At 44.2% G+C, this 22,618-nt stretch carries 23 protein-coding genes and 12 tRNA genes; 5 read left to right on the top strand and 30 right to left on the bottom strand.

Annotation, left to right across the window (positions count from 1 at the left end; all coding sequences use genetic code 11):
- Positions 1-13 precede the first annotated feature (13 nt).
- The 16 genes from ITG09_14050 to mutY all read right to left on the bottom strand — a co-directional run bounded on the left by ITG09_14050 (position 14) and on the right by mutY (position 6,240).
- Positions 14-89 (bottom strand) — tRNA-Asn (locus tag ITG09_14050).
- A 29-nt stretch (positions 90-118) separates the two neighbouring features.
- Positions 119-194, bottom strand: a tRNA-Thr gene (locus ITG09_14045).
- Positions 195-230: 36 nt separating this feature from the next.
- Positions 231-306 (bottom strand) — tRNA-Asn (locus ITG09_14040).
- Positions 307-330: 24 nt separating this feature from the next.
- A tRNA-Thr gene (locus ITG09_14035) sits at positions 331-406 on the bottom strand.
- Positions 407-462: 56 nt separating this feature from the next.
- Positions 463-538: transfer RNA gene (locus ITG09_14030), tRNA-Phe, on the bottom strand.
- 236 nt (positions 539-774) lie between these two features.
- Positions 775-2,400, bottom strand: a complete 1,626-nt coding sequence (locus tag ITG09_14025) for a cache domain-containing protein (GenBank protein UPR51785.1) — start codon at positions 2,398-2,400, stop codon at positions 775-777.
- A gap of 368 nt (positions 2,401-2,768) precedes the next feature.
- Positions 2,769-2,844, bottom strand: a tRNA-Asn gene (locus ITG09_14020).
- A 57-nt stretch (positions 2,845-2,901) separates the two neighbouring features.
- Positions 2,902-2,977: transfer RNA gene (locus ITG09_14015), tRNA-Phe, on the bottom strand.
- A gap of 7 nt (positions 2,978-2,984) precedes the next feature.
- A tRNA-Thr gene (locus ITG09_14010) sits at positions 2,985-3,060 on the bottom strand.
- 70 nt (positions 3,061-3,130) lie between these two features.
- Positions 3,131-3,206 (bottom strand) — tRNA-Asn (locus ITG09_14005).
- A gap of 56 nt (positions 3,207-3,262) precedes the next feature.
- A tRNA-Phe gene (locus ITG09_14000) sits at positions 3,263-3,338 on the bottom strand.
- 7 nt (positions 3,339-3,345) lie between these two features.
- Positions 3,346-3,421 (bottom strand) — tRNA-Thr (locus ITG09_13995).
- 74 nt (positions 3,422-3,495) lie between these two features.
- Positions 3,496-3,571 (bottom strand) — tRNA-Phe (locus ITG09_13990).
- A 103-nt stretch (positions 3,572-3,674) separates the two neighbouring features.
- A complete protein-coding gene (gene mltC / locus ITG09_13985; protein UPR51784.1) occupies positions 3,675-4,808 on the bottom strand; it encodes a membrane-bound lytic murein transglycosylase MltC in 1,134 nt (377 codons plus the stop codon).
- Between the two features lie 69 nt (positions 4,809-4,877).
- Positions 4,878-5,150 (bottom strand): oxidative damage protection protein, encoded by a 273-nt coding sequence (locus tag ITG09_13980; GenBank protein UPR51783.1) that lies wholly within the window; start codon positions 5,148-5,150, stop codon positions 4,878-4,880.
- 28 nt (positions 5,151-5,178) lie between these two features.
- Entirely contained in the window at positions 5,179-6,240 is a 1,062-nt protein-coding gene (gene mutY, locus ITG09_13975; GenBank protein UPR51782.1) for an A/G-specific adenine glycosylase, read from the bottom strand.
- Positions 6,241-6,405: 165 nt separating this feature from the next.
- On the opposite strand from mutY, the gene trmB reads away from it, so the two are divergent.
- Both trmB and glsB read left to right on the top strand, forming a co-directional pair.
- A complete protein-coding gene (gene trmB, locus ITG09_13970; GenBank protein UPR51781.1) occupies positions 6,406-7,125 on the top strand; it encodes a tRNA (guanosine(46)-N7)-methyltransferase TrmB in 720 nt (239 codons plus the stop codon).
- A 185-nt stretch (positions 7,126-7,310) separates the two neighbouring features.
- A complete protein-coding gene (gene glsB / locus ITG09_13965; GenBank protein ID UPR51780.1) occupies positions 7,311-8,231 on the top strand; it encodes a glutaminase B in 921 nt (306 codons plus the stop codon).
- A gap of 124 nt (positions 8,232-8,355) precedes the next feature.
- Here the strand turns inward: glsB and hemW are convergent, their stop codons facing one another.
- The 7 genes from hemW to ITG09_13930 form a co-directional block, all read right to left on the bottom strand.
- Entirely contained in the window at positions 8,356-9,543 is a 1,188-nt protein-coding gene (gene hemW / locus ITG09_13960) for a radical SAM family heme chaperone HemW (protein UPR51779.1), read from the bottom strand.
- Positions 9,543-10,142, bottom strand: a complete 600-nt coding sequence (locus ITG09_13955) for an XTP/dITP diphosphatase (GenBank protein UPR51778.1) — start codon at positions 10,140-10,142, stop codon at positions 9,543-9,545. Before ITG09_13955 ends, hemW begins: the two co-directional genes overlap by 1 nt.
- Positions 10,143-10,190: 48 nt before the next feature.
- Positions 10,191-10,622 (bottom strand): DUF4426 domain-containing protein, encoded by a 432-nt coding sequence (locus ITG09_13950; GenBank protein ID UPR51777.1) that lies wholly within the window; start codon positions 10,620-10,622, stop codon positions 10,191-10,193.
- Between the two features lie 28 nt (positions 10,623-10,650).
- The gene (locus ITG09_13945; protein UPR51776.1) at positions 10,651-10,941 is read right to left on the bottom strand and encodes a YggU family protein; all 291 of its coding nucleotides are present in this window, start codon (positions 10,939-10,941) and stop codon (positions 10,651-10,653) included.
- A gap of 29 nt (positions 10,942-10,970) precedes the next feature.
- Complete coding sequence (locus ITG09_13940; GenBank protein UPR51775.1) at positions 10,971-11,528, bottom strand: YggT family protein; 558 nt, start codon at positions 11,526-11,528, stop codon at positions 10,971-10,973.
- Between the two features lie 75 nt (positions 11,529-11,603).
- Complete coding sequence (locus ITG09_13935) at positions 11,604-12,422, bottom strand: pyrroline-5-carboxylate reductase (GenBank protein ID UPR51774.1); 819 nt, start codon at positions 12,420-12,422, stop codon at positions 11,604-11,606.
- Between the two features lie 77 nt (positions 12,423-12,499).
- Positions 12,500-13,204 (bottom strand): YggS family pyridoxal phosphate-dependent enzyme, encoded by a 705-nt coding sequence (locus ITG09_13930; protein ID UPR51773.1) that lies wholly within the window; start codon positions 13,202-13,204, stop codon positions 12,500-12,502.
- A 26-nt stretch (positions 13,205-13,230) separates the two neighbouring features.
- On the opposite strand from ITG09_13930, the gene ITG09_13925 reads away from it, so the two are divergent.
- Both ITG09_13925 and ITG09_13920 read left to right on the top strand, forming a co-directional pair.
- Complete coding sequence (locus ITG09_13925; GenBank protein ID UPR51772.1) at positions 13,231-14,268, top strand: type IV pilus twitching motility protein PilT; 1,038 nt, start codon at positions 13,231-13,233, stop codon at positions 14,266-14,268.
- 14 nt (positions 14,269-14,282) lie between these two features.
- On the top strand, positions 14,283-15,392 hold the full coding sequence (locus tag ITG09_13920) for a PilT/PilU family type 4a pilus ATPase (protein ID UPR51771.1): 1,110 nt from the start codon (positions 14,283-14,285) through the stop codon (positions 15,390-15,392).
- 312 nt (positions 15,393-15,704) lie between these two features.
- Here the strand turns inward: ITG09_13920 and ruvX are convergent, their stop codons facing one another.
- From ruvX to rsmE, 4 genes are all read right to left on the bottom strand, one after another.
- On the bottom strand, positions 15,705-16,127 hold the full coding sequence (gene ruvX, locus ITG09_13915; protein UPR51770.1) for a Holliday junction resolvase RuvX: 423 nt from the start codon (positions 16,125-16,127) through the stop codon (positions 15,705-15,707).
- A 60-nt stretch (positions 16,128-16,187) separates the two neighbouring features.
- Positions 16,188-16,751 carry a YqgE/AlgH family protein gene (locus ITG09_13910; protein ID UPR51769.1) on the bottom strand — a complete coding sequence of 188 codons (564 nt, stop codon included), beginning with the start codon at positions 16,749-16,751 and terminating at the stop codon, positions 16,188-16,190.
- 115 nt (positions 16,752-16,866) lie between these two features.
- Positions 16,867-17,817 carry a glutathione synthase gene (gshB, locus tag ITG09_13905; protein UPR51768.1) on the bottom strand — a complete coding sequence of 317 codons (951 nt, stop codon included), beginning with the start codon at positions 17,815-17,817 and terminating at the stop codon, positions 16,867-16,869.
- Between the two features lie 9 nt (positions 17,818-17,826).
- Positions 17,827-18,558 (bottom strand): 16S rRNA (uracil(1498)-N(3))-methyltransferase, encoded by a 732-nt coding sequence (gene rsmE / locus ITG09_13900; protein ID UPR51767.1) that lies wholly within the window; start codon positions 18,556-18,558, stop codon positions 17,827-17,829.
- 194 nt (positions 18,559-18,752) lie between these two features.
- Here rsmE and ITG09_13895 point away from each other — a divergent pair, with 194 nt between their 5' ends.
- The gene (locus tag ITG09_13895) at positions 18,753-20,099 is read left to right on the top strand and encodes a hypothetical protein (protein ID UPR51766.1); all 1,347 of its coding nucleotides are present in this window, start codon (positions 18,753-18,755) and stop codon (positions 20,097-20,099) included.
- A gap of 68 nt (positions 20,100-20,167) precedes the next feature.
- On the opposite strand, the gene ITG09_13890 is transcribed toward ITG09_13895, so the two are convergent.
- From ITG09_13890 to ITG09_13880, 3 genes are all read right to left on the bottom strand, one after another.
- On the bottom strand, positions 20,168-20,899 hold the full coding sequence (locus ITG09_13890) for an endonuclease (protein ID UPR51765.1): 732 nt from the start codon (positions 20,897-20,899) through the stop codon (positions 20,168-20,170).
- A gap of 151 nt (positions 20,900-21,050) precedes the next feature.
- Complete coding sequence (locus ITG09_13885) at positions 21,051-21,551, bottom strand: SprT family zinc-dependent metalloprotease (protein ID UPR51764.1); 501 nt, start codon at positions 21,549-21,551, stop codon at positions 21,051-21,053.
- A gap of 79 nt (positions 21,552-21,630) precedes the next feature.
- On the bottom strand, positions 21,631-22,428 hold the full coding sequence (locus ITG09_13880) for a DUF2189 domain-containing protein (protein UPR51763.1): 798 nt from the start codon (positions 22,426-22,428) through the stop codon (positions 21,631-21,633).
- Positions 22,429-22,618 lie beyond the last annotated feature (190 nt).

Genomic DNA, 22,618 nt, shown 5'->3' with positions numbered 1-22,618 from the left:
GGCTTCTTTTAATTGGCTCCCCTTGCAAGACTTGAACTTGCGACATACGGATTAACAGTCCGCCGTTCTACCAACTGAACTAAAGGGGAATTGATTGTTTAGTCTCTAATCAAGAGAATGGTGCCGACTACCGGAATCGAACTGGTGACCTACTGATTACAAGTCAGTTGCTCTACCTACTGAGCTAAGTCGGCATCATGAATCAAAAAGCTTATGCTTGATGATTAACTTGGCTCCCCTTGCAAGACTTGAACTTGCGACATACGGATTAACAGTCCGCCGTTCTACCAACTGAACTAAAGGGGAATTATTCTTAAAGCTTTAAAGAAATGGTGCCGACTACCGGAGTCGAACTGGTGACCTACTGATTACAAGTCAGTTGCTCTACCTACTGAGCTAAGTCGGCACATAATATTTCTTTGTGCTTTACTGTTGTTGTCTAAGACACCAACAAATAAATTGTGGTGCCCGGAGGCGGAATCGAACCACCGACACGAGGATTTTCAATCCTCTGCTCTACCGACTGAGCTATCCGGGCGACGAGGTGTATTAAACGTGTTTTCGCGTTCTGGGTCAACATTAAATTGCAAAAAAAGTATCGTTTGATGCTTTTCTATACTTAGTGGGTTGTTTTTGCTCATTTGGGGTGGAAAACCTAGGTCTAGCATGCCCTAAAAGATAGTAAAACTACGGTTAACTACACTGAATGGGCGTCGAAATAAAAAAAAGCACGTATGAAAACGTGCTTTTTTATTTGAAAATTTTCTAGGGAGTTTAGTGTTTTACTTCAAACCTATTAACCCAAGCTTCTAATTCGTTAGAAAGAGAGGCGAGTGTTTGAGTGCTGTTATGACTTTCTGTCACTACATTGCTCAGTTGGTTGCCACTTTCTTCGATCATATTGATACGCTTCGAAATATCATCACTCACCTGAGTCTGTTCAGCGGCGGCTGTCGCGATTTGATGACTCATTGATGAAATAGACTCTAACGCCACAACTATCTGTTGTAGTGCTTCAGAGGCATTCTGAGACTCTGTTACGGTGCTTTCACTGGTAGTCGCACACACTTCCATGGTTTTTATCGCGTTACGAGAGCCTTCTTGAAGGTTATTGATCATTAGTTGGATTTCTTTGGTGCTTGATTGTGTTCGACCTGCAAGGTTGCGAACTTCATCTGCTACAACGGCAAATCCGCGACCTTGTTCACCAGCACGCGCTGCTTCAATTGCCGCATTCAGTGCTAGAAGGTTAGTTTGTTCTGCAATATCACCGATGACGTCTAAGACCTTAACGATGTTATGTACATCGCTATCTAAGTTAGCGACGGCTTCACTTGCTGTGCCGAGTTGGCCTGCTAGACCTTGAATGTTATCTACTGTGTTGTGAATTAGCTGCTGAGTATGTTGGCTCTGTTTATCAGCTTCGTCAGTATTACGCGCAGTATCGCCCGCTGAATCAGCAACATTGTTGGCTGAAGAGGCCATTTCCGTCATAGCTGTCGCGATCATCTCAGTCGACTGTTGCTGGGTCTCGGTCAGCTGAGCGATAGAACCTGCACGATCTTCCACACGCTGTAACTCACTTCTTAATGCCAGCATTGAGGCATTAAGGTTTGATACTAGCTCGGCTAACGACTTACTCATTTGTTGTACAGCGTGATAAATACTGCCGTTTATTGCCTGAGTTTCAAAAGAGGTTTGAATGCGGCCTTCTGCGACGGCTTGTACCGCTTCTCTTACATCTTTAGGCTCTCCGCCAAGAAGTGCCAGCATTCGCTTAATAGATACAATTAGGCTTGATAAAATAAGGCCAGCAATCGCGACACATAGAAACAATTGCCATTGAGCAGTCGACCAGAAACGTGCATTGACTTCATTGAACCCGATACCTGTACCTACAACCCAACCCCAATGCGGAGTCTTCTCTGCAATAGACAGTTTTTCTTCAATCGTTCCGGCTGGAAGCTTTTGTGTCCAGGTGTACTCAATGATCTGGCCAGTACGATTACCCAGTACTCGTTGAATGAGTTGGCCAACACTATTTCCATCACCGTCTTTAAAATCATTAAAGCTGGTTCCGTGTAGTTGTGGATCCAGAGGTGTCGCAACAAACGTCATGTTTTCATCCGCAACATAAACGTATTCATTGTCTTTATAGATGTTGTTACGTAGCAGGCGAGTAGCAAGCTGTTTGGCCTGTTGTTCTTCTAGAGTGCCATCAATAGCCATTTTTTCGACTTCAGTAAGAATGCTGTATGCGCTCTTAAATAGCTCTGTCACACGAGCTTTGTTGTCCATGTTACTCGCGACCCTCAAGGTCCATAAACCAGTCGCAGTTAGCGCTAGCAGAGCGATCAAGATGATGCCCGATAATAAGTAAGCTTGCGTTTTTAATTTCATATTTTCCTGCGTAGCGATTCAATAATTAGTATTAGATATAATTCATCGAATCTTAATCTAAGTCGTGTAGGGCAGATATCAGAAAGATATCAAAACATGATGAAGATTAAATTTACGAAGCAAAAAAAGTAACAGTTTATCATGCTGTTTATTTTTATGTGACGACAAGCGGCTAAAGGTGCTTAATTTCAGAGGTGGTTTAGTTTGCATCGAGAGAATTAGAACAAATTAAAGGATTGGTACTGTCGAGATAGGAAAGGGGATGTCTTTAATTTTATGGGGATGATTAAGGCTTGATGTACTGAATAGAGTTAGCTTTTGCTCAAACGAAAAAAAAGCCAAGTCTTTCGACTTGGCTTTCTTGAATGTGGCTCCCCTTGCAAGACTTGAACTTGCGACATACGGATTAACAGTCCGCCGTTCTACCAACTGAACTAAAGGGGAATTACTTGTCTCAACATCAGGTCTATTAAAGACCATTATTTGTTAAGTACCAAATAATGGTGCCTCGAGGCGGAATCGAACCACCGACACGCGGATTTTCAATCCGCTGCTCTACCGACTGAGCTATCGAGGCAAAAGAATGGTGCCGACTACCGGAGTCGAACTGGTGACCTACTGATTACAAGTCAGTTGCTCTACCTACTGAGCTAAGTCGGCACACTAAATTCTTTGCTTTAGAGAATAAACTCTCTAATTAAAACCTCATATAAAATGAAATTCTTTAAAATGGCTCCCCTTGCAAGACTTGAACTTGCGACATACGGATTAACAGTCCGCCGTTCTACCAACTGAACTAAAGGGGAATTACTTGTCTCAACATCAGGTCTATAAAGACCATTATTTGTTAAGTGCCAAATAATGGTGCCTCGAGGCGGAATCGAACCACCGACACGCGGATTTTCAATCCGCTGCTCTACCGACTGAGCTATCGAGGCAAAAGAATGGTGCCGACTACCGGAGTCGAACTGGTGACCTACTGATTACAAGTCAGTTGCTCTACCTACTGAGCTAAGTCGGCACACTAAATTCTTTATGCTTTTGTTCGTGTTGCTACTCCCTGTTAAAGAGTAATGACACCAACAAATCAAATTGTGGTGCCCGGAGGCGGAATCGAACCACCGACACGAGGATTTTCAATCCTCTGCTCTACCGACTGAGCTATCCGGGCAACGGAGCGCTATTAAACGGATTTTCTGCATAACCGTCAACACCTTTTTTGAAAATAATTAAAAAAAACGTTCGTTAGTTGTTTTTTTATTCAAAAGTGAGGCTTACGTTTTACCTTGGTTAAAATCTTTCTTGAATTTTGTTACTTTTTCTAAGTATCGACGCGACTCTTTGTTTGGGTGTTTCTTTGTCAGTGCCCAGTAAGCTTGACTAGGTTGCAATGAATTTAAGTCACGCATTGCCCGCTTTCTGTCCTTACTGAAGGTATTGAGTACCCCACCAGTACCGCCGTTGTATGCAGAAATCATACTGTACTCAAGCGTTGTTGGGTGTTGCACGTCTTTAAGGTAGCGATTCTTGAGGATGTAAAAGTAAGCCGTGCCAGCATCAATGTTGTTTTCTGGATTGAATAAATACTCAGGAGTGGGTTCTCCAGGCTTGTTCTTTACCAGTTTAAATACGTCTCGACCTGCCGTTTTTGGTACGACTTGCATAAGACCATATGCATTCGCCCAGCTCACCGCATATGGGTTAAAACTACTTTCTGTTTTGATGATCGCGTAAATCAAGTCTTCAGGAATGTCATAACGCTGAGAGGCACGTCGGACGATATCTGCATATTGATAACTACGCTGACTCGCGTGATCGGCCACCATCGGGATCTCAACGTAGTAGGCTTTTTTAAAGTCGACTTCTTTGGTTTTGAGGTTATTAGCGATCAGGTAATCAGCGAATTGGTTAGCGCGCCATGTCCATTGAATAGGCTTTTTCTCTTGGTCGACGACCTGATTGTAGAGGAAAGGTTTACCTTCTAATTTAATGCTTTTTGAAGAGAATAGGTCGACATGCGCCGGATCATCTGGCGTCAAAAGCGTCGTCATTATCGCATTCTTGAGGTGTTTTTTAGGCTCAGTTGAGGACACGGTTTCTACTGTTATTAGGCCTTCGCTAAAGTTTACTTCTGAGCGGCTCAAGTAATTGTCTATGTATTTCACATAGTTACTCTTACCTGCCATTTTTACTTCACTGCTGCCCCAGCGCTTTTGGATATTGCCAGAAAAGCTATTAATCAACGCATCCAGTGCTCCGGTGTCTTTTTCAAACTGACCAGGTAGCTCTGCCAAGTTGCTTACGAATCGGTTGGTCGGTTCGTAATTAACATCATAAATGCTTTCGACAAATTCACGGCTGCAGCCTGTTAACAACATGGCTGTTAGGAAGTAACTTAGCTTTTTCATAGTTCCTCATACAAAAATGACATCACAGCGTGAACCATGATGTCATTAAAATTTGCTTAAATAAATGTCTTATTCGCTTGGTGGAGTGTAGCCATCAATAACGACATCTTTACCTTCGAAAAGGAAGTTAACCATCTCAGTTTCAAGAAGTTTACGATGTTCAGGATCCATCATATTTAGCTTCTTCTCATTGATCAGCATGGTTTGCTTGCTTTGCCATTGCCCCCAAGCTTCTTTAGAGATGTTGTCAAAGATACGCTTACCTAAGTCACCTGGGTAAAGTTGAAAATCTAGGCCTTCAGCATCTTTTTGAAGGCGAGCACAAAATACAGTGCGGCTCATAGTGGTTCCTCTTATCGCGTTCGTTGATTCAAACGTCGTCGTTCAGTTCAAAGGGTAGGCTCTCAATAAGCTGCTTTACAGGAGCGGCTAGGCCAATTTCTTCCGGTTTTGATAAGTTATACCAGAGACCTTTAGTCCCTTCCATTATCAAATCTGGTTGTTTATCTAATTTCACTAATACTGGCGTGATATCTAAGTGGTAGTGGCTGAAAGTGTGTCTAAACGCAATCATGGTCTTGATCGAATTGGTTTGAGTGTCTTTGATCGAGCGAAGAGCTAACTGATGTTCGATCTCTGCGTTTTCATTTTGAGGGAAACAGAATAAGCCTCCCCAGATACCAGATTGAGGGCGCTGTTCGAGCCACACTTGGTTATCGTGATACAGAATCACAAACCATGTTTCTTTTACTGGCTTTTCTTTCTTAGGCTTTTTGCCTGGGAAGTCGAGCTGTCTATCGAGCTTCTTGGCCTCACACATGCTTTCAATCGGGCACAAGGTGCACTTAGGCTTGCTACGGGTACAAACCATCGCACCCATGTCCATCATTGCTTGGTTGTACTTATCGACATCTTTGTTCGGAGTATGTGCTTCGGCGTGTTCCCAAAGTTGGTTCTCGACTTTCTTTTGCCCCGGCCACCCTTCAACGGCAAAGCTTCTCGCAAGCGTTCGTTTTACATTGCCATCAAGAATCGCATGAGGAAGCTTGTGAACCGAAGACAGCACTGCTGCTGCAGTCGAGCGACCGATGCCCGGCAGCGCGTTCATCTCTTCAATAGATAGCGGAAACTCACCACCATATTGTTCAGCAACAATCTTGGCTGCTTTGTGAAGGTTACGAGCTCGCGCGTAATAACCAAGCCCCGTCCATAAGTGGAGCACTTCATCTTGTTCGGCGTTCGCTAGGTCAATAACCGTTGGGAAACGTTCCAAGAAGCGTTGGTAGTATGGAATCACCGTAGCAACCTGAGTCTGCTGAAGCATGATTTCAGATAGCCAAACGGTGTAGGCGGTTTTGTTTTGTTGCCAAGGTAATTTTTTACGCCCAAAGGCGTCATACCACTTTAATATGGCGGTTGCGAAAGGAGTCACGACATGCTCTATGCTTTGCTATTATTAGGAGTGAAATTGCACCACACTTACGGTTGGATGTAAAACAGACAAATTGTGTGGGAATTTATCCACGGAAAGACTTGCACCGGAGGCAATTCTTTGGATAATCCCCGCTTTGATTAATCAATGTGCAGGCAAAAATCAATGAGTGAAGTGACCACTAACGAATATACTGAAGACGGCAAACTGGTTCGTAAGATCCGCAGTTTTGTTCGCCGCGAAGGCCGCTTAACAAAAGGCCAAGAAAACGCGATGAACGAATGTTGGCCAACAATGGGTATCGACTACAACCCAGAGCTTCTTAACTGGAAAGAAGTATTTGGCAACGATAACCCAGTTGTACTAGAGATTGGCTTCGGTATGGGTGCATCACTGGTTGAAATGGCAAAGAACGCACCTGAGAAAAACTTCTTAGGTATTGAAGTTCACAGCCCAGGTGTTGGTGCTTGTTTAGGTACAGCACGTGATGCTGGCGTAACTAACCTGCGTGTGATGTGTCACGATGCAGTAGAAGTATTTGAACACATGATTCCAGATAGCAGCCTGCATACACTGCAACTGTTCTTCCCTGACCCATGGCACAAAGCTCGTCATCACAAACGTCGTATTGTTAAGGCTGAGTTTGCAGAAATGGTTCGCGGTAAGCTTCAACTTGATACTGGTATTTTCCACATGGCAACAGACTGGGAAAACTACGCAGAGCACATGATTGAAGTGATGAACGTTGCTCCAGGCTTCGAGAATATCGCTGAAGATGGTGATTACATTCCTCGCCCAGATGAGCGCCCACTGACTAAATTTGAAGCTCGTGGCCACCGTCTTGGTCATGGTGTTTGGGATATTAAGTACAAGCGTACTAAGTAATTCTCGAGCACAACAAGTGAAGGTAAACCTGCTTTAGGTTAAACCTTACACTTTGTGGGATTGATTAAAGCCAACATTATTGTAATGTTGGCTTTTTTGTCCTTAGGCTTTTATTGAAATAAAGGTTTAAGGACAGAAAGTAATGTTAGAACCCTACAAAAATAACAATATAGAAGTAAGCACACATGAAACCAACTCAAGCTATTTTGACCGAGATTTTAGACGAAGTTCGTCCCCTAATTGGTCAGGGAAAGGTTGCTGATTATATCCCTGCATTGGCTCGCGTATCGAACCAGAAACTGGCGATTGCGGTATACACAAACGAAGGTGAGGTGATTCAAGCGGGTGATGCAGAGGAAGCCTTTTCTGTGCAATCCATCTCTAAAGCCTTGAGCCTGACGTTAGCTATGGTGTTATACAAGCCTGAAGAGATTTGGCAACGCGTAGGCAAAGAACCTTCTGGCCAAGCCTTTAACTCTATGATTCAGCTTGAGATGGAGCATGGGATTCCCCGTAACCCGTTCATCAATGCGGGGGCAATTGTCGTTGCAGACCTACTACAAAGCCGCTTGTCTGCGCCTAGACACCGCTTATTAGAGTTTGTGCGTCAGTTATCGGGTGATACTCATATTGTGTATGACAAGGTGGTAGCGGCTTCAGAAATGATGCACAGCGATCGTAATGCTGCTATTGCTTATTTGATGCGTTCATTTGGTAACTTTGAGAATGATGTTATCCCAGTACTGAATAACTACTTCCATGCTTGTGCTCTTAAAATGACGTGTGTGGATTTGGCGAAAACCTTTAGCTATTTGGCGAACAAAGGTGTGTCGGTTCAGACTAAGAAAGAGATCATCACGCCTGTTCAAACTAAACAACTGAATGCTTTGCTTGCGACATGTGGTTTGTACGATGGAGCCGGAGAGTTTGCTTATCGCGTTGGTATGCCAGGTAAATCGGGAGTAGGTGGCGGTATTATCGCTATCGTACCGGGTGAGATGACGATTGCAGTGTGGTCTCCAGAGCTTGATCCTTCTGGTAACTCACTCGCAGGTACTAAGGCGCTAGAGTTGCTTTCAGAGCGAATTGGTCGTTCTATTTTTTAGAAGAAAGATGCGAGATGCGAGCACGGACTTCGTCCTATAGAGCGCTTCGCTTCGAGAAAGATTCTTACAATAAAAAGGGTTGACCCTAAAGCCAACCCTTACGCAATACTTCTCGAATCTCGAACTACTCGTCTTCTTCTGCCATAAAGGCTTCCAGCAGGTCATTCAGGAACAGCTTTCCTTTTTCGGTTATCTGCCAGTGAGTGTCGGTTTCGTTCAAGTAACCTAGCTCTTTTGCCCACTCAATCGTTGACTGAACAGCGTCAAAACCAAGCCCAGTAGTATCGATGAAATCTTGTTTTGGACACGCTTCCATTAACCTAAAGCGGTTCATAAAGAACTCAAAAGGGCGGTCTTCATTCGGCACTTCAAACTCATCAGATAGATAAGGCTTCACCATGTTCTGGTAAGCCGCTAAATAGCCTCTAGGGTGTTTAACCTTAGTTGTGCGAATGATGCGTCCATCAGCAAAACTTAGCTTGCCATGAGAGCCACAGCCAATACCTAGGTAGTCACCAAAGCGCCAATAGTTAAGGTTATGCTGACACTGGTAGCCGGGCTTGCTGTAGCCCGAAATTTCGTACTGCACATAGCCTGCGTCTGCGAGTTTCTTATGACCTAAATCGAAAATATCCCAAAGATCATCATCGTCAGGTAGCTTTGGCGTTTTGTAATAGAACATGGTGTTAGGTTCTATTGTTAGCTGATACCAAGATAAGTGTGGAGGGTTGAGCTCGATCGCTTTGTCTAGATCCGCCAATGCTTGATCTATGCTTTGATCCGGCAAGCCGTGCATGAGATCTAGGTTGAAACTATTCAATCCGATCTTGTGTGCTAAGTGAGCGGCATTCACTGCTTCATCTTGACCATGGATACGGCCAAGTCTTTCTAGCTTCTCTTGCTCAAAGCTTTGCACACCAACCGAGATGCGAGTAATACCAGCCTTTTGGTAACCTGCAAAACGTTCAGCTTCAATGGTACCTGGGTTGGCTTCCATAGTGATTTCGATTTCAGGTTTGAACGGGATGCGTTGTTCAATGCCTTGCAGCAATCGGCCTATTCCTTCTGGAGAAAATAGACTCGGCGTGCCGCCACCAATAAAGATCGAATGCAATGGGCGAGGTGCGCCATTGAGTTGGTATTTTTCGATATCGGTATCGAGATCCTCAAGCAGTGCATCGATGTACTCTTTTTCAGGAATCTCGGCTTTCAGAGCGTGTGAGTTGAAATCACAATACGGACACTTTTGTACACACCATGGGATGTGGACATAAAGGCTAAGTGCGGGTGGTATAAGCGCTGTATTGTGCATTACAGAGCTTGCTCCTTGAGAGTCTTAAATAATGACGCGAGGGCTTTACCGCGGTGTGACAGTTGCTTCTTACGTGACGATTCAAGCTCTGCTGAGGCGCAGTTATCTTCTGGTACAAAGAACACAGGATCGTAGCCAAAGCCATTCTCACCGTGTTCTCCAGTCAGAATACGACCTTCCCATTTACCGTGACACACTAATGGTGTTGGATCGTTTTCGTGACGCATTAGCACCAACACACAGTGGAAACGAGCAGTACGCTTTTCAGTTTCCACACCTTGCATGGCATCAAGCAGCTTTTCAACGTTTTGCTTATCCGTCGCCCCTTCACCTGAGTAACGCGCTGAGTAGATGCCCGGAGCACCCTTAAGGAAATCAACCTCTAAACCTGAGTCGTCAGCGATCGCTGGCAGCCCTGTCTCTTTCGCAGCATGGCGAGCCTTGATGATGGCATTTTCAATGAAAGTTGTTCCTGTCTCAGGGACTTCTGAAACGTTAAATTCACTTTGCGCGACAACGTCAAAACCAAACTCAGACAGAATATCTGCCATCTCGCGAACTTTACCTTGGTTGCCTGTGGCTAAAACAATCTTACTCATGGGGATGTGGCTCTAATAAGTTAGTGAACAGAAAAGTGACGGCTGAACCTACTCTTCTATATAGAATTTTTGTGTGAATCGCAGTGGGCCTGTGCCTTTCAAACCTGCGTTAACATCGATATTAAAAGTGATGTTTTCTTCGTGTGTTACAGGGAACTCAGCTAGGTAATAAATCGCATCACCTTCCTTTATTTCGCGGAAGTTAAGCGTGCGAGTGTTGCCTACAAGGTTCTTCGCTGTTCCCGTGATTTTAGCTGTTGTTGCAGGCTTGCCAAGGGAAGCTTTGTCTAACACGCTGATGTTCAGAATCGCTGAGTAGCCATTTCGCTTAAGCTTGTATTGCTTAGCGACTTGAGCAGTTAGAAATGTCGAGTTAAAAGCCGAGTAGTGAACCTCGACATCCTTAATGTTTTTAAATTGTCCTGCTGAGCTTGGTAGGGCAACAAGAGCGGTAAGTAGTGCTGTAATCCATAGACGCATAGTGACTCCAATAAATAGCAAAAAGCCATCATAGGATGGCTTTGACTTCTGTTGGGATCTGGCTTGGCGAGCATATTCGAACTTGCTTATGCCGACCGAGCTCTCCCTTTTCTATCTTAATTTGCCCTTTAGCGACCTTAAATTGTTTCGCAAGGTATTTCGCTAAGTGAGCATTTGCTTTGCCATCAACCGGTGGTGCAGTAATGGCAATTTTCAGTTCTTCACCGTGCAAGCCGACAATTTTGTCTCGGCTTGCTTTGGGTTGGATATAGAGCCGAAGAAGAATGTCTTCTTCTTCGGCCCAAACTGCTTTTGGCATCGTCAAAGTACCTGATGTTCGTACTTGAATTATAGTTGATACCAAATAGGACCGATCATGTCGCCCATTAGGAAGTTCGCAAATTGCAGAACAATGAACAGAACAAGCACACTTAGGTCGAAGCCACCCATATCTGGAAGGATACGGCGAATCGGCGTTAACATTGGTTCTGTTAACTGGTGGAATACGTATTCGATTGGGCTACGGCCTTGGCTAACCCAACTCAGGATTGCGCGGATTAGTAGAACCCAGAAAATTAACCCACCAGCCGCTTTGAGCAGAGATAGTGCGCCAAAGATCAGGAAGCTGATATCAAATACAGCCGCACCGCCAGAGATAATCAAGTTTAGAGCGACGAACTTAAGTACACACAGCACATAAGCGAAAACAACAGTCGCAAGGTCAAGGCTTCCTATTGATGGAATCACTCGGCGTAGCGGGGCAACAACCGGTTGTGTCGCTTTTACGATAAATTGTGAGAATGGGTTGTAGAAATCTGCACGTGATGCTTGTAGCCAGATACGCAAGATCACAACCATGATATAAAGATCAAAAACGGTCGAGATCAGAAAGCTCATCGAATTCATATTGTTTCCTTTTTCGGATTTACTTGCCGCTAGGTATAACCCGAACGGCACAATGCTTTTGTACTGTAACGAGTATTAAAACAGTTTTTCCATCTCTTCAGCTCGAGCGACCGCCGCTTGCATGGCTTTGGCTACGATGTCTGATAGTTGATGTTCATTAAACGTGTGTAATGCTTCTGCGGTCGTTCCGCCTTTTGAAGTCACTTGTTCACGCAGTGTAGATAATTCAGTATTTGGATTTGCTACCACCATCTCTGCCGCGCCTAATGCAGACTGTTGCACTAATTTACGAGCGGTTTCTTGGTCAAAACCTTGGTTAATTGCTTCAGCTTGCATCGCTTCCATAAACAGGAAGAAGTAAGCCGGAGCACTCCCCGCCGCCGCAATGATGTTATTGATACCAGACTCTTGCTCAACCCAGCTGACTTGACCTACAGCTTGCATCAGCTGAGAAGCGAAGTCTTTATCATCTTGGCTGACCGCTGAGTCGGCATAAAGACCGCTCATCCCTTTACCAAGCAGTGATGGCGTGTTTGGCATCACACGAACAAGGTTCAGTTGGCAGTTTAACATCTCATTGAGTCGATTCGCATTAATACCCGCGGCAATTGAGATAACCAGTTTGTTGCTGAAGTCGATATCTTGTAAGGGTTTACATACATCAGCCATCATTTGTGGCTTCACGGATAACACAACAACGTCTGCTTGCTCAGCAGCGGCAATATTATCGCTGGTGGTATTGATGCCGTACTCTTGCTCTAACGGCTGCCTTCTGGTGTCTGAAGGTGCTGTTGCCGTAATCTTTTGCGCTGGGTAACCACTTGCTACTAAGCCCGCTACAATTGAGCGAACCATGTTTCCTGCCCCAATAAAGGCGATGTTCTTATGTTCCATATATAAAATCCTGAGCGTGTCGCTGCGCGGTTAAAGCGAAGCGGTATCAATACATGTCATTGGTTACTTGCTTTTCGCTATTTAGCGTAATCACGAGCACCGAAAATAGCCGTTCCAATACGAACCATTGTGCTACCAGCCTCAACTGCTGCATCCATATCACCACTCATACCCATCGAAAGGGTATCAATGTCTGAATATTTCGCGGCTAGCTTGCCTTTAAGCTCTGCCAGTTGAGAAAATGCATTAAGCTGTGATTGATAGTCAGAGACGTTTGCAGGAATTGACATCAATCCTCTTAAGGTGAGGTTGGGGAGCGATGAAATCAACTCCGCGAGTGCAAAAACTGTCTCTTCTGACGTTCCAGACTTGGATTCTTCGCCGCTGGTATTCACTTGAATCAGCACCTGTAGAGGTGGAAGTTCGCTTGGACGTTGATCATTAAGTCTTTGTGCGATCTTATCGCGATCAACGGAATGTACCCATTGGAAGCTTTCCGCAATTGGACGAGTTTTATTGGACTGAATTGGACCAATAAAGTGCCACTCTAAATTTAGGTTAGGATGTTGTTCTGAAAAGTGTTTTACTTTATCAACACCTTCTTGAACATAGTTCTCACCAAAGGCAACTTGTCCTCCGAGTGCGGCTTCTAGAATCGCATCAATAGGTTTAGTTTTGCTGACGGCTAAAAGTTGCACGGACTCTGGATCTCGTCCGCACTTTTTCTCAGCACTACGAATCTGTGAGGTGATTTGTTCGATATTTTGTTGAATACTACTCATAGCTGACTTTACTTAAGGGAAAATAAATGGATATCACTGAGTTACTAGATTTTAGTGTAAAGCATAACGCGTCAGATCTACATCTTTCTGCGGGTGTATCTCCAATGGTACGTATAGATGGTGAAGTAAGGAAGCTTGGAATACCAGCTTTGAGTCATGCTGATGTGCATCGTTTAGTTTTTGAGATCATGGACGATTCACAACGCGGTGAGTTTGAAGAAAAACTGGAAGTCGACTTCTCTTTTGAATTACCCAACGTTGGTCGTTTCCGTGTTAATGCTTTTAACCAATCTCGTGGCTGCTCTGCGGTATTTCGTACCATTCCTGTAGAAATTCCGACCCTTGAACAGTTAGGGGCTCCTGAGATATTTGAAAGAATATCTAATTACGAAAAAGGTTTAGTATTGGTCACCGGGCCCACAGGTTCGGGTAAGTCGACAACTTTGGCGGCGATGGTGGACTATGTTAACCGTAACCACAATAAGCATATCCTGACGATCGAAGACCCGATCGAATTTGTTCATACCAACAACAAATGCTTAATCAACCAACGAGAAGTGCACCGCGACACTCACAGCTTCAAAGCGGCGTTACGTAGTGCGTTACGTGAAGACCCAGACGTAATCCTTGTTGGTGAGCTTCGTGACCAAGAGACGATCAGCTTAGCGCTAACCGCAGCTGAAACTGGTCACTTAGTGTTTGGTACCTTACACACGAGCTCTGCGGCAAAAACTATCGACCGTATTATCGATGTATTCCCGGGTAGCGACAAAGACATGGTGCGTTCAATGTTGTCTGAATCGTTACGTTCGGTGATTGCCCAGAAACTGTTAAAGCGTGTCGGTGGTGGTCGTGTGGCTTGTCATGAAATCATGATGGCAACACCTGCAATCAGAAACTTGATTCGTGAAGATAAGGTCGCGCAGATGTATTCGATTATTCAAACGGGCGCGGCACACGGTATGCAGACCATGGAGCAAAATGCGAAGCAGCTGATGGCTCAAGGTTTGGTTGATTCAGAAGAGGTCGAGAAAAAGATCGAAATTGAAACCTCAATGTTTTAATCAAGGTGAACAAAATGGAATTGAATCAAATTCTTGAGGGGATGCTGTCTCAAAAAGCTTCGGATCTTTATATCACTGTCGATGCTCCAATCCTGTTTCGTGTGGATGGTGAACTGCGACCTCAGGGAGATAAGCTGAATTCGGCTCAGGTCGCACTGTTGCTTGACGCGATGATGGATCAAGATCGACGCGATGAATATCAGAAAACGCGTGAGGCTAACTTTGCCATTGTGCGTGATTTTGGTCGTTTTCGTGTTAGTGCATTCTTTCAGCGAGAGCTACCAGGAGCGGTAATTCGTCGTATCGAAACTAACATCCCGACCTTTGAGCAATTAAAGCTTCCTGATGTACTGCAAGATCTTTCAATCGCAAAGCGTGGGCTTGTGCTGGTGGTTGGTGCGACTGGATCTGGTAAATCGACCTCAATGGCTGCAATGACGGGTTATCGCAATACCAACCGTTCGGGGCATATCTTGACGGTTGAAGACCCAATTGAATTCGTTCACGAACATAAAAAGTGCATCGTGACTCAACGTGAGGTTGGGCTCGACACCGAGAGCTATGAAGTTGCGCTTAAGAACTCTTTGCGTCAAGCACCTGATATGATTTTGATTGGCGAAATCCGTAGCCGTGAAACCATGGAATACGCGATGACTTTTGCTGAAACAGGTCACTTGTGTATGGCAACTTTGCACGCAAATAACGCTAACCAAGCGTTAGAACGTATTCTCCACTTGGTACCGAAGGAACAAAAAGAACAGTTCTTGTTTGATCTGTCGATGAACCTGCGTGGTGTGGTCGCTCAGCAATTAATCAGAGATAAGAATGGCAGCGGTCGTCATGGTGTGTTTGAGATTTTACTCAACAGCCCACGAGTGTCTGATTTAATTCGTCGCGGTGAGTTACATGAGCTAAAAGCAACGATGTCGAAATCAAAAGAGATTGGGATGCAGACCTTTGACCAAGCTTTGTATGACTTAGTCGTTGCAGGCAAGATCAGTGAAGAGGATGCGTTCCACAGTGCTGACTCGGCTAATGATTTGCGCTTGATGTTGAAAACCAGACGTGGCGATGATGACTACGGGGCTGGCACTTTGGCTGGTGTGAAGATAGATATGGGTTGATGAAAACGCCTGATTTCATTCCAGTTTAAATCAGGCGTTCGTCATTTTCTTCGCTTGGCTTGTGTCTGTATTATCAACGCTTCTTGTTCTTAGGCTCACTGATTACGCCTGCGTTAGTCGTAGTATGATTCATATAACCGGCATTGTTGGGACTTGTCGAACTGCATGCTGATATTGCTAGAGCTACGAAGATTACTAGAAAAATTTTCATAATTTTTCTCACTTATCTAATTACTAATGTGTCAGACATTACGTCGTACAGTTAGTATAGGTTCAGAAAATACTTTCAGCATTTAATGATTAATTTTTTTATTAGCAATATTGCGCTTCAAACCAGCTCTCTAAAATAACCACAGCTGATTGATTATCAACGTTTCCTTTACTTAGCGCTTTATAGCCGCCCATTTCAAAAAGGTCGGCCCTTGCTTCTGTCGTAGAAAGTCTTTCATCATGCAGTTCAACATCCACACCAAAGCGTCCTTTAAGACGGTTTGCGAACTTCTTTGCTCTAGGTGTAATGGCTGCTAGATCTTTACCATGAAGGTCGGTAGGAAGGCCAACCACGATAAGGTTTGGCTGCCATTCCTTAATTTGCCTCTCGATATCGTCCCAATTTGGGATGCCATCTTTTGCTTTAAAGGCTTTTAAAGGACTTGCTGTACCTGTGATTTCTTGTCCTATCGCACTGCCGATACTTTTTGTACCGTAGTCAAATGCCATAATTGTTCGTGACATGGGGCTTCCAAATTAATCTGTGTTTGAGAGTGTCTGTTTATTTTATTGAGCTGATTTGAGCTAGGCGTGACCAGCGTCTGCTGAAAGCTGAGCCGCATTGATACCTAACATTTGCACAGCAACTTTCCAGCGATCCGAAATTGGCGTGTCGAAGATAACCTTTGGATCGGCTTCAACGGTTAGCCATGAGTTTTCAGTCAGTTCGGTTTCCAGTTGTCCTGGTTCCCATCCTGCATAACCAAGTGCGACTAGATAATTCATCGGCTCATCTTCTGTCCCCAACACCATCAAGATATCTTTTGAGGTCGTCACCGAGATTTGATCCGTCATGTTGATGCTGGATTGATAACTGCCTTTGGGTTTGTGCAAAATAAACCCACGGTCTTCTGCGACTGGCCCACCATTAAGTACTGGCTTATCAAGGCTTGCTTGGTTGGGTTTAGGCTGTTCAGAATCAACCTCAACTTGCTTAAGCATGCTGCCGACAGTGACATCGATAGGGGCGTTGATCATTAAGCCCATCGCACCTTCGTCGTTGTGCTCACAAAGGTAAATTACCGAATTTTGAAAGTATGGATCTTTCATTCCGGGCATAGCGACCAGAAAGTGGTTCGTTAAATTCATAGAGCCTCCTGCCAGTGTGTTCCCAGTAAAGGAAAAAGAGCGGCGTAAAGCCGCTCATTGTTCTTTGCCTAGATATTTTGTGTTTTCGAATAGCTAAGGCTTTCTTTAGTTTAGGCTATTTAGCGTTAACGCGACGCTCGATTGCATCCATTAATTTGCCCGTTACCGAAATATCAAAAGCAGCTTCAATTTCACGGATACAAGTAGGGCTTGTCACGTTAATTTCAGTCAGCTTGTCGCCGATAACATCAAGTCCGACAAAGATTAAGCCTTTCTCTTTAAGTGCAGGAGCAACTGCTCTTGCTATAGCCCAATCGGTTTCACTTAGCGGACGAGCTTCACCTGTACCACCAGCAGCAAGGTTACCTCGAGTCTCCCCTTTAGCAGGAATACGCGCTAGGCAGTAAGGCATTGGTTCACCATCAACCACAAGAATACGCTTGTCACCATTGCTGATGTCTGGAACAAAGGTTTGTGCCATTGCGTAATTTTGACCATGGTTAGTCAATGTCTCAATGATCACTGATACGTTTGGATCGCCTTCTTTCACTCGGAATATAGACGCGCCGCCCATGCCATCAAGTGGTTTTAGGATCACGTCACCGTGCTCTTCTCGGAACGCTTTAATCTTTTCAGCTTTACGAGTCACGATGGTGGTTGGTGTCAGTTCAGGGAACCAAGCCGTGAACAACTTCTCGTTACAGTCACGTAGACTTTGTGGCTTGTTGACGATCAGTGCACCGTTCTCTTCAGCACGCTCAAGAATGTAAGTCGCGTAGATGTACTCAGTATCAAACGGAGGATCTTTACGCATCAGTACCGCATCTAAATCGGATAGCGCGATAGTCTGTTCTGATTTGAACTCGTACCAACCGTTTGGATCTTCTTTTAGTTCAACAACCTTAGTGTCAGCAATGGCTACGCCTTGATCTAAATGTAGATCATCCATTTCCATGTAATGGATTTCGTAACCACGACGCTGAGCTTCAAGCATCATGGCAAAGCTAGAGTCTTTTTTGATGTTAATGGATGAAATTGGATCCATTACGATGCCAAGTTTGATCATTTTTTTCTCCTAGCCTAGATCGCCAAAACGGACTTGTAAGGCAGTAATTGCGGTTAGAGCTGCTGTCTCGGTACGAAGTACACGTGGGCCGAGTAGCGTCTCTTCAAATTTGTATTGTTCTGTCATGCCGATTTCTTCAGCTGACAATCCACCTTCAGGACCGATCAATAGGCGCACCTTACTGATGGGCTCTGGAAGGGTGTTAATTGAGTATTTTGCTCGAGGATGCAGGTTTAGCTTTAACGCTTCACTTGGTTCGCTGCACCACTCTTCAAGTTGCATGATTGGGCGAATGACTGGAACCGTGTTACGGCCACACTGTTCACATGCAGCGATAGCAATCTTTTGCCACTGCGCGAGCTTTTTCTCGAAGCGTTTAGTATCAAGCTTAACGCCACAGCGCTCTGAAATCAGCGGGGTAATAGTGTTCACACCAAGCTCAACCGATTTCTGAATCGTGAATTCCATTTTGTCGCCACGTGAAATCACTTGGCCTAAATGTAAGTCTAACGGAGATTCGCTGCTGCGTTCGATACGTTCAGTAACATTAACAGTGACGTTCTTTTTTGATACTTCAGCAATTGTCGCAGGGAATTCAGCGCCACTGCCATCAAATAGAAGAACATCTTGACCTTCTTTCATACGAAGGACTCGACCAACATGACCCGCGGCATCTTCGCCTAAAGCGAGTGAACCTAACTGATGAATGCGTTCTGGGTGATGGATACGAGGGATTCTCATGCTGGTAAACCTATAAATAGTGTCATTTGGGTATTTTGTCTCTGCCTAACATGGATGCTAAGTAAGGAAAAAACAAGTAGCGAACAAAAATAGGCGAGAGATCTTATCCTTATGATTTAGAGTTTGAAATTTATAAAGCCAATAAATACAATTCAACCGATTGAATATAAATATAATTAATAAAGGCTTTATCTATGTTTTGTATGAAAAGACGTTCTATTTTAACATGTACAGTCAGTAGCTTACTCTTGGCGGGTTGTGGTGGTGGATCGGATTCATCTTCCGATGTTCCTGCTAGTATCGTGTCACCTAATGTGAACGGAATGCCAAGTTTAGCGTCTGTTTCGACTTACCAAACTTCGAGTATGTCGAAGGATATTGAAGAATGTTCAAAAGCATTTTTAGTGAATAGCTCTTGTGATTTATCGGTAATAAAGCCTCTTGGGGTTAACCAAGTAAATGTGACAATTGAGCAGATTCAAGAAAGGTTAGTAGTGTCCCATCAGTGGATGGCCGACAGTTTTATCGAAGCATTAAAAGAAATTAATGACCAAGATTTACTGAATCTTTTTAAGCCATTGAACAGCATTGTGATCAGTTATGATATTCGTCCATCATTTTACACAACGTCTACAGCATCTATGTACATAGACCCTAAGTATGTATGGCGCAATAAAAGCGAGTGGGATTCTATTCATAAGCAAGAAGATTATCGAAATGGTTTTCAAACAGAGTTTAAATTCGATAAAGCTCAGCGCTATATTCATGAAGCAACAAATGACTATATCTCTTATTCAAATACCTATACCCCGTTAAGGAATGAATCGAGAGAAGCGAATCATATTGCTCCTGGTTTATTTAGGCTCCTTTCTCATGAACTTGCACACGCGAATGATTTCTTGCAAGAGCACGACCTGACTCAAATCCCTTCTTATGGGGATATCACTAACTATATTCATCCGTTAAAAAAATTAAATCACGAGCTTATTGAAAGGGATCCTTTAACTTCAAACCTGCTGAATAAAGCGGCTCAAATTGCCTTTCAAGGTGAATCAATGACAAACGAAATTAGACGACTTACAGGAGAGGTTGCCGGGGATGCATTTGAAGCCGATAAAGCAGCGGCATTCTACTCTTACTCAAGTCCTGCTGAAGATGTGGCTATGCTCTTTGAAGCTTACATGATGTACAAAAAGTACCGCGCTTTGTCTGATGTCGCTTTTCTTAGTATTCCACAAATAGAAGATTATTCATGTAACGACTGGAAAGTGCAGTGGGGCCAGCGTTCTCGTTTATCTGATAATGATGTTCAAGATCGAGCCGTGTTTGTTGCTAGTGGTATATTGGGTAAATCAGAGTTGACGATTAGAGCTGAATTGGCTTCTCTTCCTGCCGCTCCTGAAATGTTAAGTGTTGGGCAAGGTTGGTGTGCAAGTCAGAAATTGATGGACGTAAACCCTGAGGCGCGCTCCGTTATTTCGGCGGCTTCAATGACTGGTTTTAGTGAGAATACTCGTTATCTAGAAGACTTAGAAAACTAAACTTAATAATAGAGCATTAAAAGTGATTATGGCCCTGTGTGACAAGGGCCTTTTTATCTTGCTGGCTATTATTTACAGCTTTCAAATACAAATTGGTTGTGATTCCCCTGGATGGCATAGATTCGCTCATCACGGGTACATTCCCACTTATCGACAGGGAATTGCTTGTTCCAAGCCATCATCAGGTTAGTCTGCTGCTTAGATAGCTTGAAACCATACTCTTGGCTCATGTAAAGATAAGTACGCGCGATAGAACCTTTTGCTCTGTCTGGCGGCATCACCTTACGCTGTTTAAAGTTGACCTGCATTTCACACTGACCGTAGCTCACGCCATCCATTCCATTCCACTGACTGAAATTGTAATTGGAGCGATCACCGTTAACCTCGCCAATTGCCGGAGTCAGGTTGTGAAGATCGGCTTCCATTGATTTGAATATTTTGTCATTGCGAGTGCAGTTCTTACGTCCGCCATCTTGCCAGCACTGACGCTGGTGGCCAAATTGCCAAGCGGGAACTACGTGTTCCCACTCAATTCGACTCGCCCGTTTTTGCTGTTTTCGTACTTGATAACCACAGCCATCAAGGTCTGGAATGCCTTTCTTTTTGTCTTTCCAAGTAATGTCACAGCCACAATAAAACGAAGTCGGGTGATCAAGGTAAATCTTCACCGCTTCTTTTTTTGCTTTGGAGAATGAACTTGGTGGAGCGGCGAAAACACTTTGGGTTACCAGTAGGCCAAATACTATCGATAAGTAAAAAGACACCAATAGGCCAAATGCTTTTGGAGTGGTTTTGTGCATAGAAAAAGACTGATAAAAGTATGATAAATATCAGTCTAGCACTCAAGTGATAGATTTCTCCATTACATTTCAATCATCTAATCGATGGAGTGCAATTTCCTGAAGAAAAACGAGCAGGCTACTGAATCTAACGTATGCCGAGTATTGGGTGCTAGCTGAGTTGCTTGCCAGTAAAGGCCAAGGTTTGATTGCACTGTTGGCAGCGGTAGCTTGATTGGTTACGTAATACCTTGTTGTGACGCCTAATCGAGAGCGGATAAACAGTGCAGTCGCAGCGGTATTCAAAGGTCTTCCCTTGCACAGAGGTTACCTCAAAACTGTGGGTTGTTTTGGCTGGTACGTTGAATACCTTTTCCATCACGTATTTCCATTCATTCCCGTGAGGTCTCACTCGTCCAAATACTTGATGTGTGATCAGATGTGCCAGTTCATGAGGCACCACCTCGTTAACGAAGGCATCCTCATTCTCGGCGAAGAGTACATGATTGAGCTTAATTTCATTGAGCTGAAGGTAGGCCTTTCCCGCTGCCTTTCCTCTTAATTTGTAAGTGATGGTTGGGCATGGGAATTCGCGAGAGAAATGTTGATTAGCGATAGCTAGGCACTCGGCCAATTTCTTATTTGCTCGATGTTGTTGCGGGGTGTAAGACAAACGTTGTTAACTCCAAAAAAAGGCCTCAGCGTTTAAGCTAAGGCCTCATCATAACATTGCTCGTTATTCTGGCGATAATTTATAGGTGGTGATTCTTCTTGATGATTTCGTGGTAGGCATGCCATGTACCATAACCAAGTAGCGGCATGGTGACTATCATACCAATGCCGTAGGTCGCAAAGCCCACCAGAATACCGGCACAAATAATACTTGCCCACACCACCATTGCTGGAATGTTGGATTTCACTGCATTGAAGCTAGTGAAGATTGCGCTCATTACATCCACGCGTCTCTCCATCATCAATGGAATAGAAAACGCCGAGATGCTGAAGATTAAGCTGGCGATAACAAATCCAATCACAGAACCCGTAATCAAGAATGGCGCAAATTCAGCTAATGGGGCGCCTTGGACAGATGGATATAAAGCATGCAACAGAGCGGCGATTCGCATCCAAAATATCATCGCAACCATCAATACAATCGCAAAGGCCCATTGGTGCGTGGAGTTGCGAGTGATGGCTTTCATCGAGTGCAGTAGGTTGGCGTTATGCCCTTTTTCTCTTTCCCAGGCTGCGTCATACAAGCCCAGAGCAAGAAAGGGCCCTATCAGCATGTACACAATCAAGCTTGGCATCACAACTAAGTGTGTTCCCTGCCATTGGACTAGTTGAACAATGGCGACTGCTGCTCCCATAAAGCATAAACCGTAAAATGCGCTGATTAATGGCATTCTTACTAAGTCATGCAGAGCAAGCGACAACCAATGAAAGGGTGCGGAAATACTGATTTGGTTGCAAGGAATGGTGCGAGCGTAATCCTTATCGCTGACCTTGTGTTTTTTATCGTTTAGTTCGGATGGGTGCGCGGTACGAGGCATAGATCCCCCTAGTTAAATAACGTCCTAGTTATAATTCCATAAGACTCATCGATTTGGCTTGTGTGAGAGTTATGGTGTTGAGCTAAATTACTCTTTGTCATCCCAGTTATTGTTCTAGCGAGCATTTAACGAGCGTTATTAGACTGAATTAATTTAAGTTAAATGTGAGCTTGATCGCCTAGGAGTTACC

Source organism: Vibrio cyclitrophicus (assembly GCA_023206055.1).
Classification (GTDB): Bacteria; Pseudomonadota; Gammaproteobacteria; order Enterobacterales; family Vibrionaceae; genus Vibrio; species Vibrio cyclitrophicus_A.
Note: the sequence above shows the minus strand (reverse complement) of the source record. Positions and strands in the feature narration are given on the sequence as shown.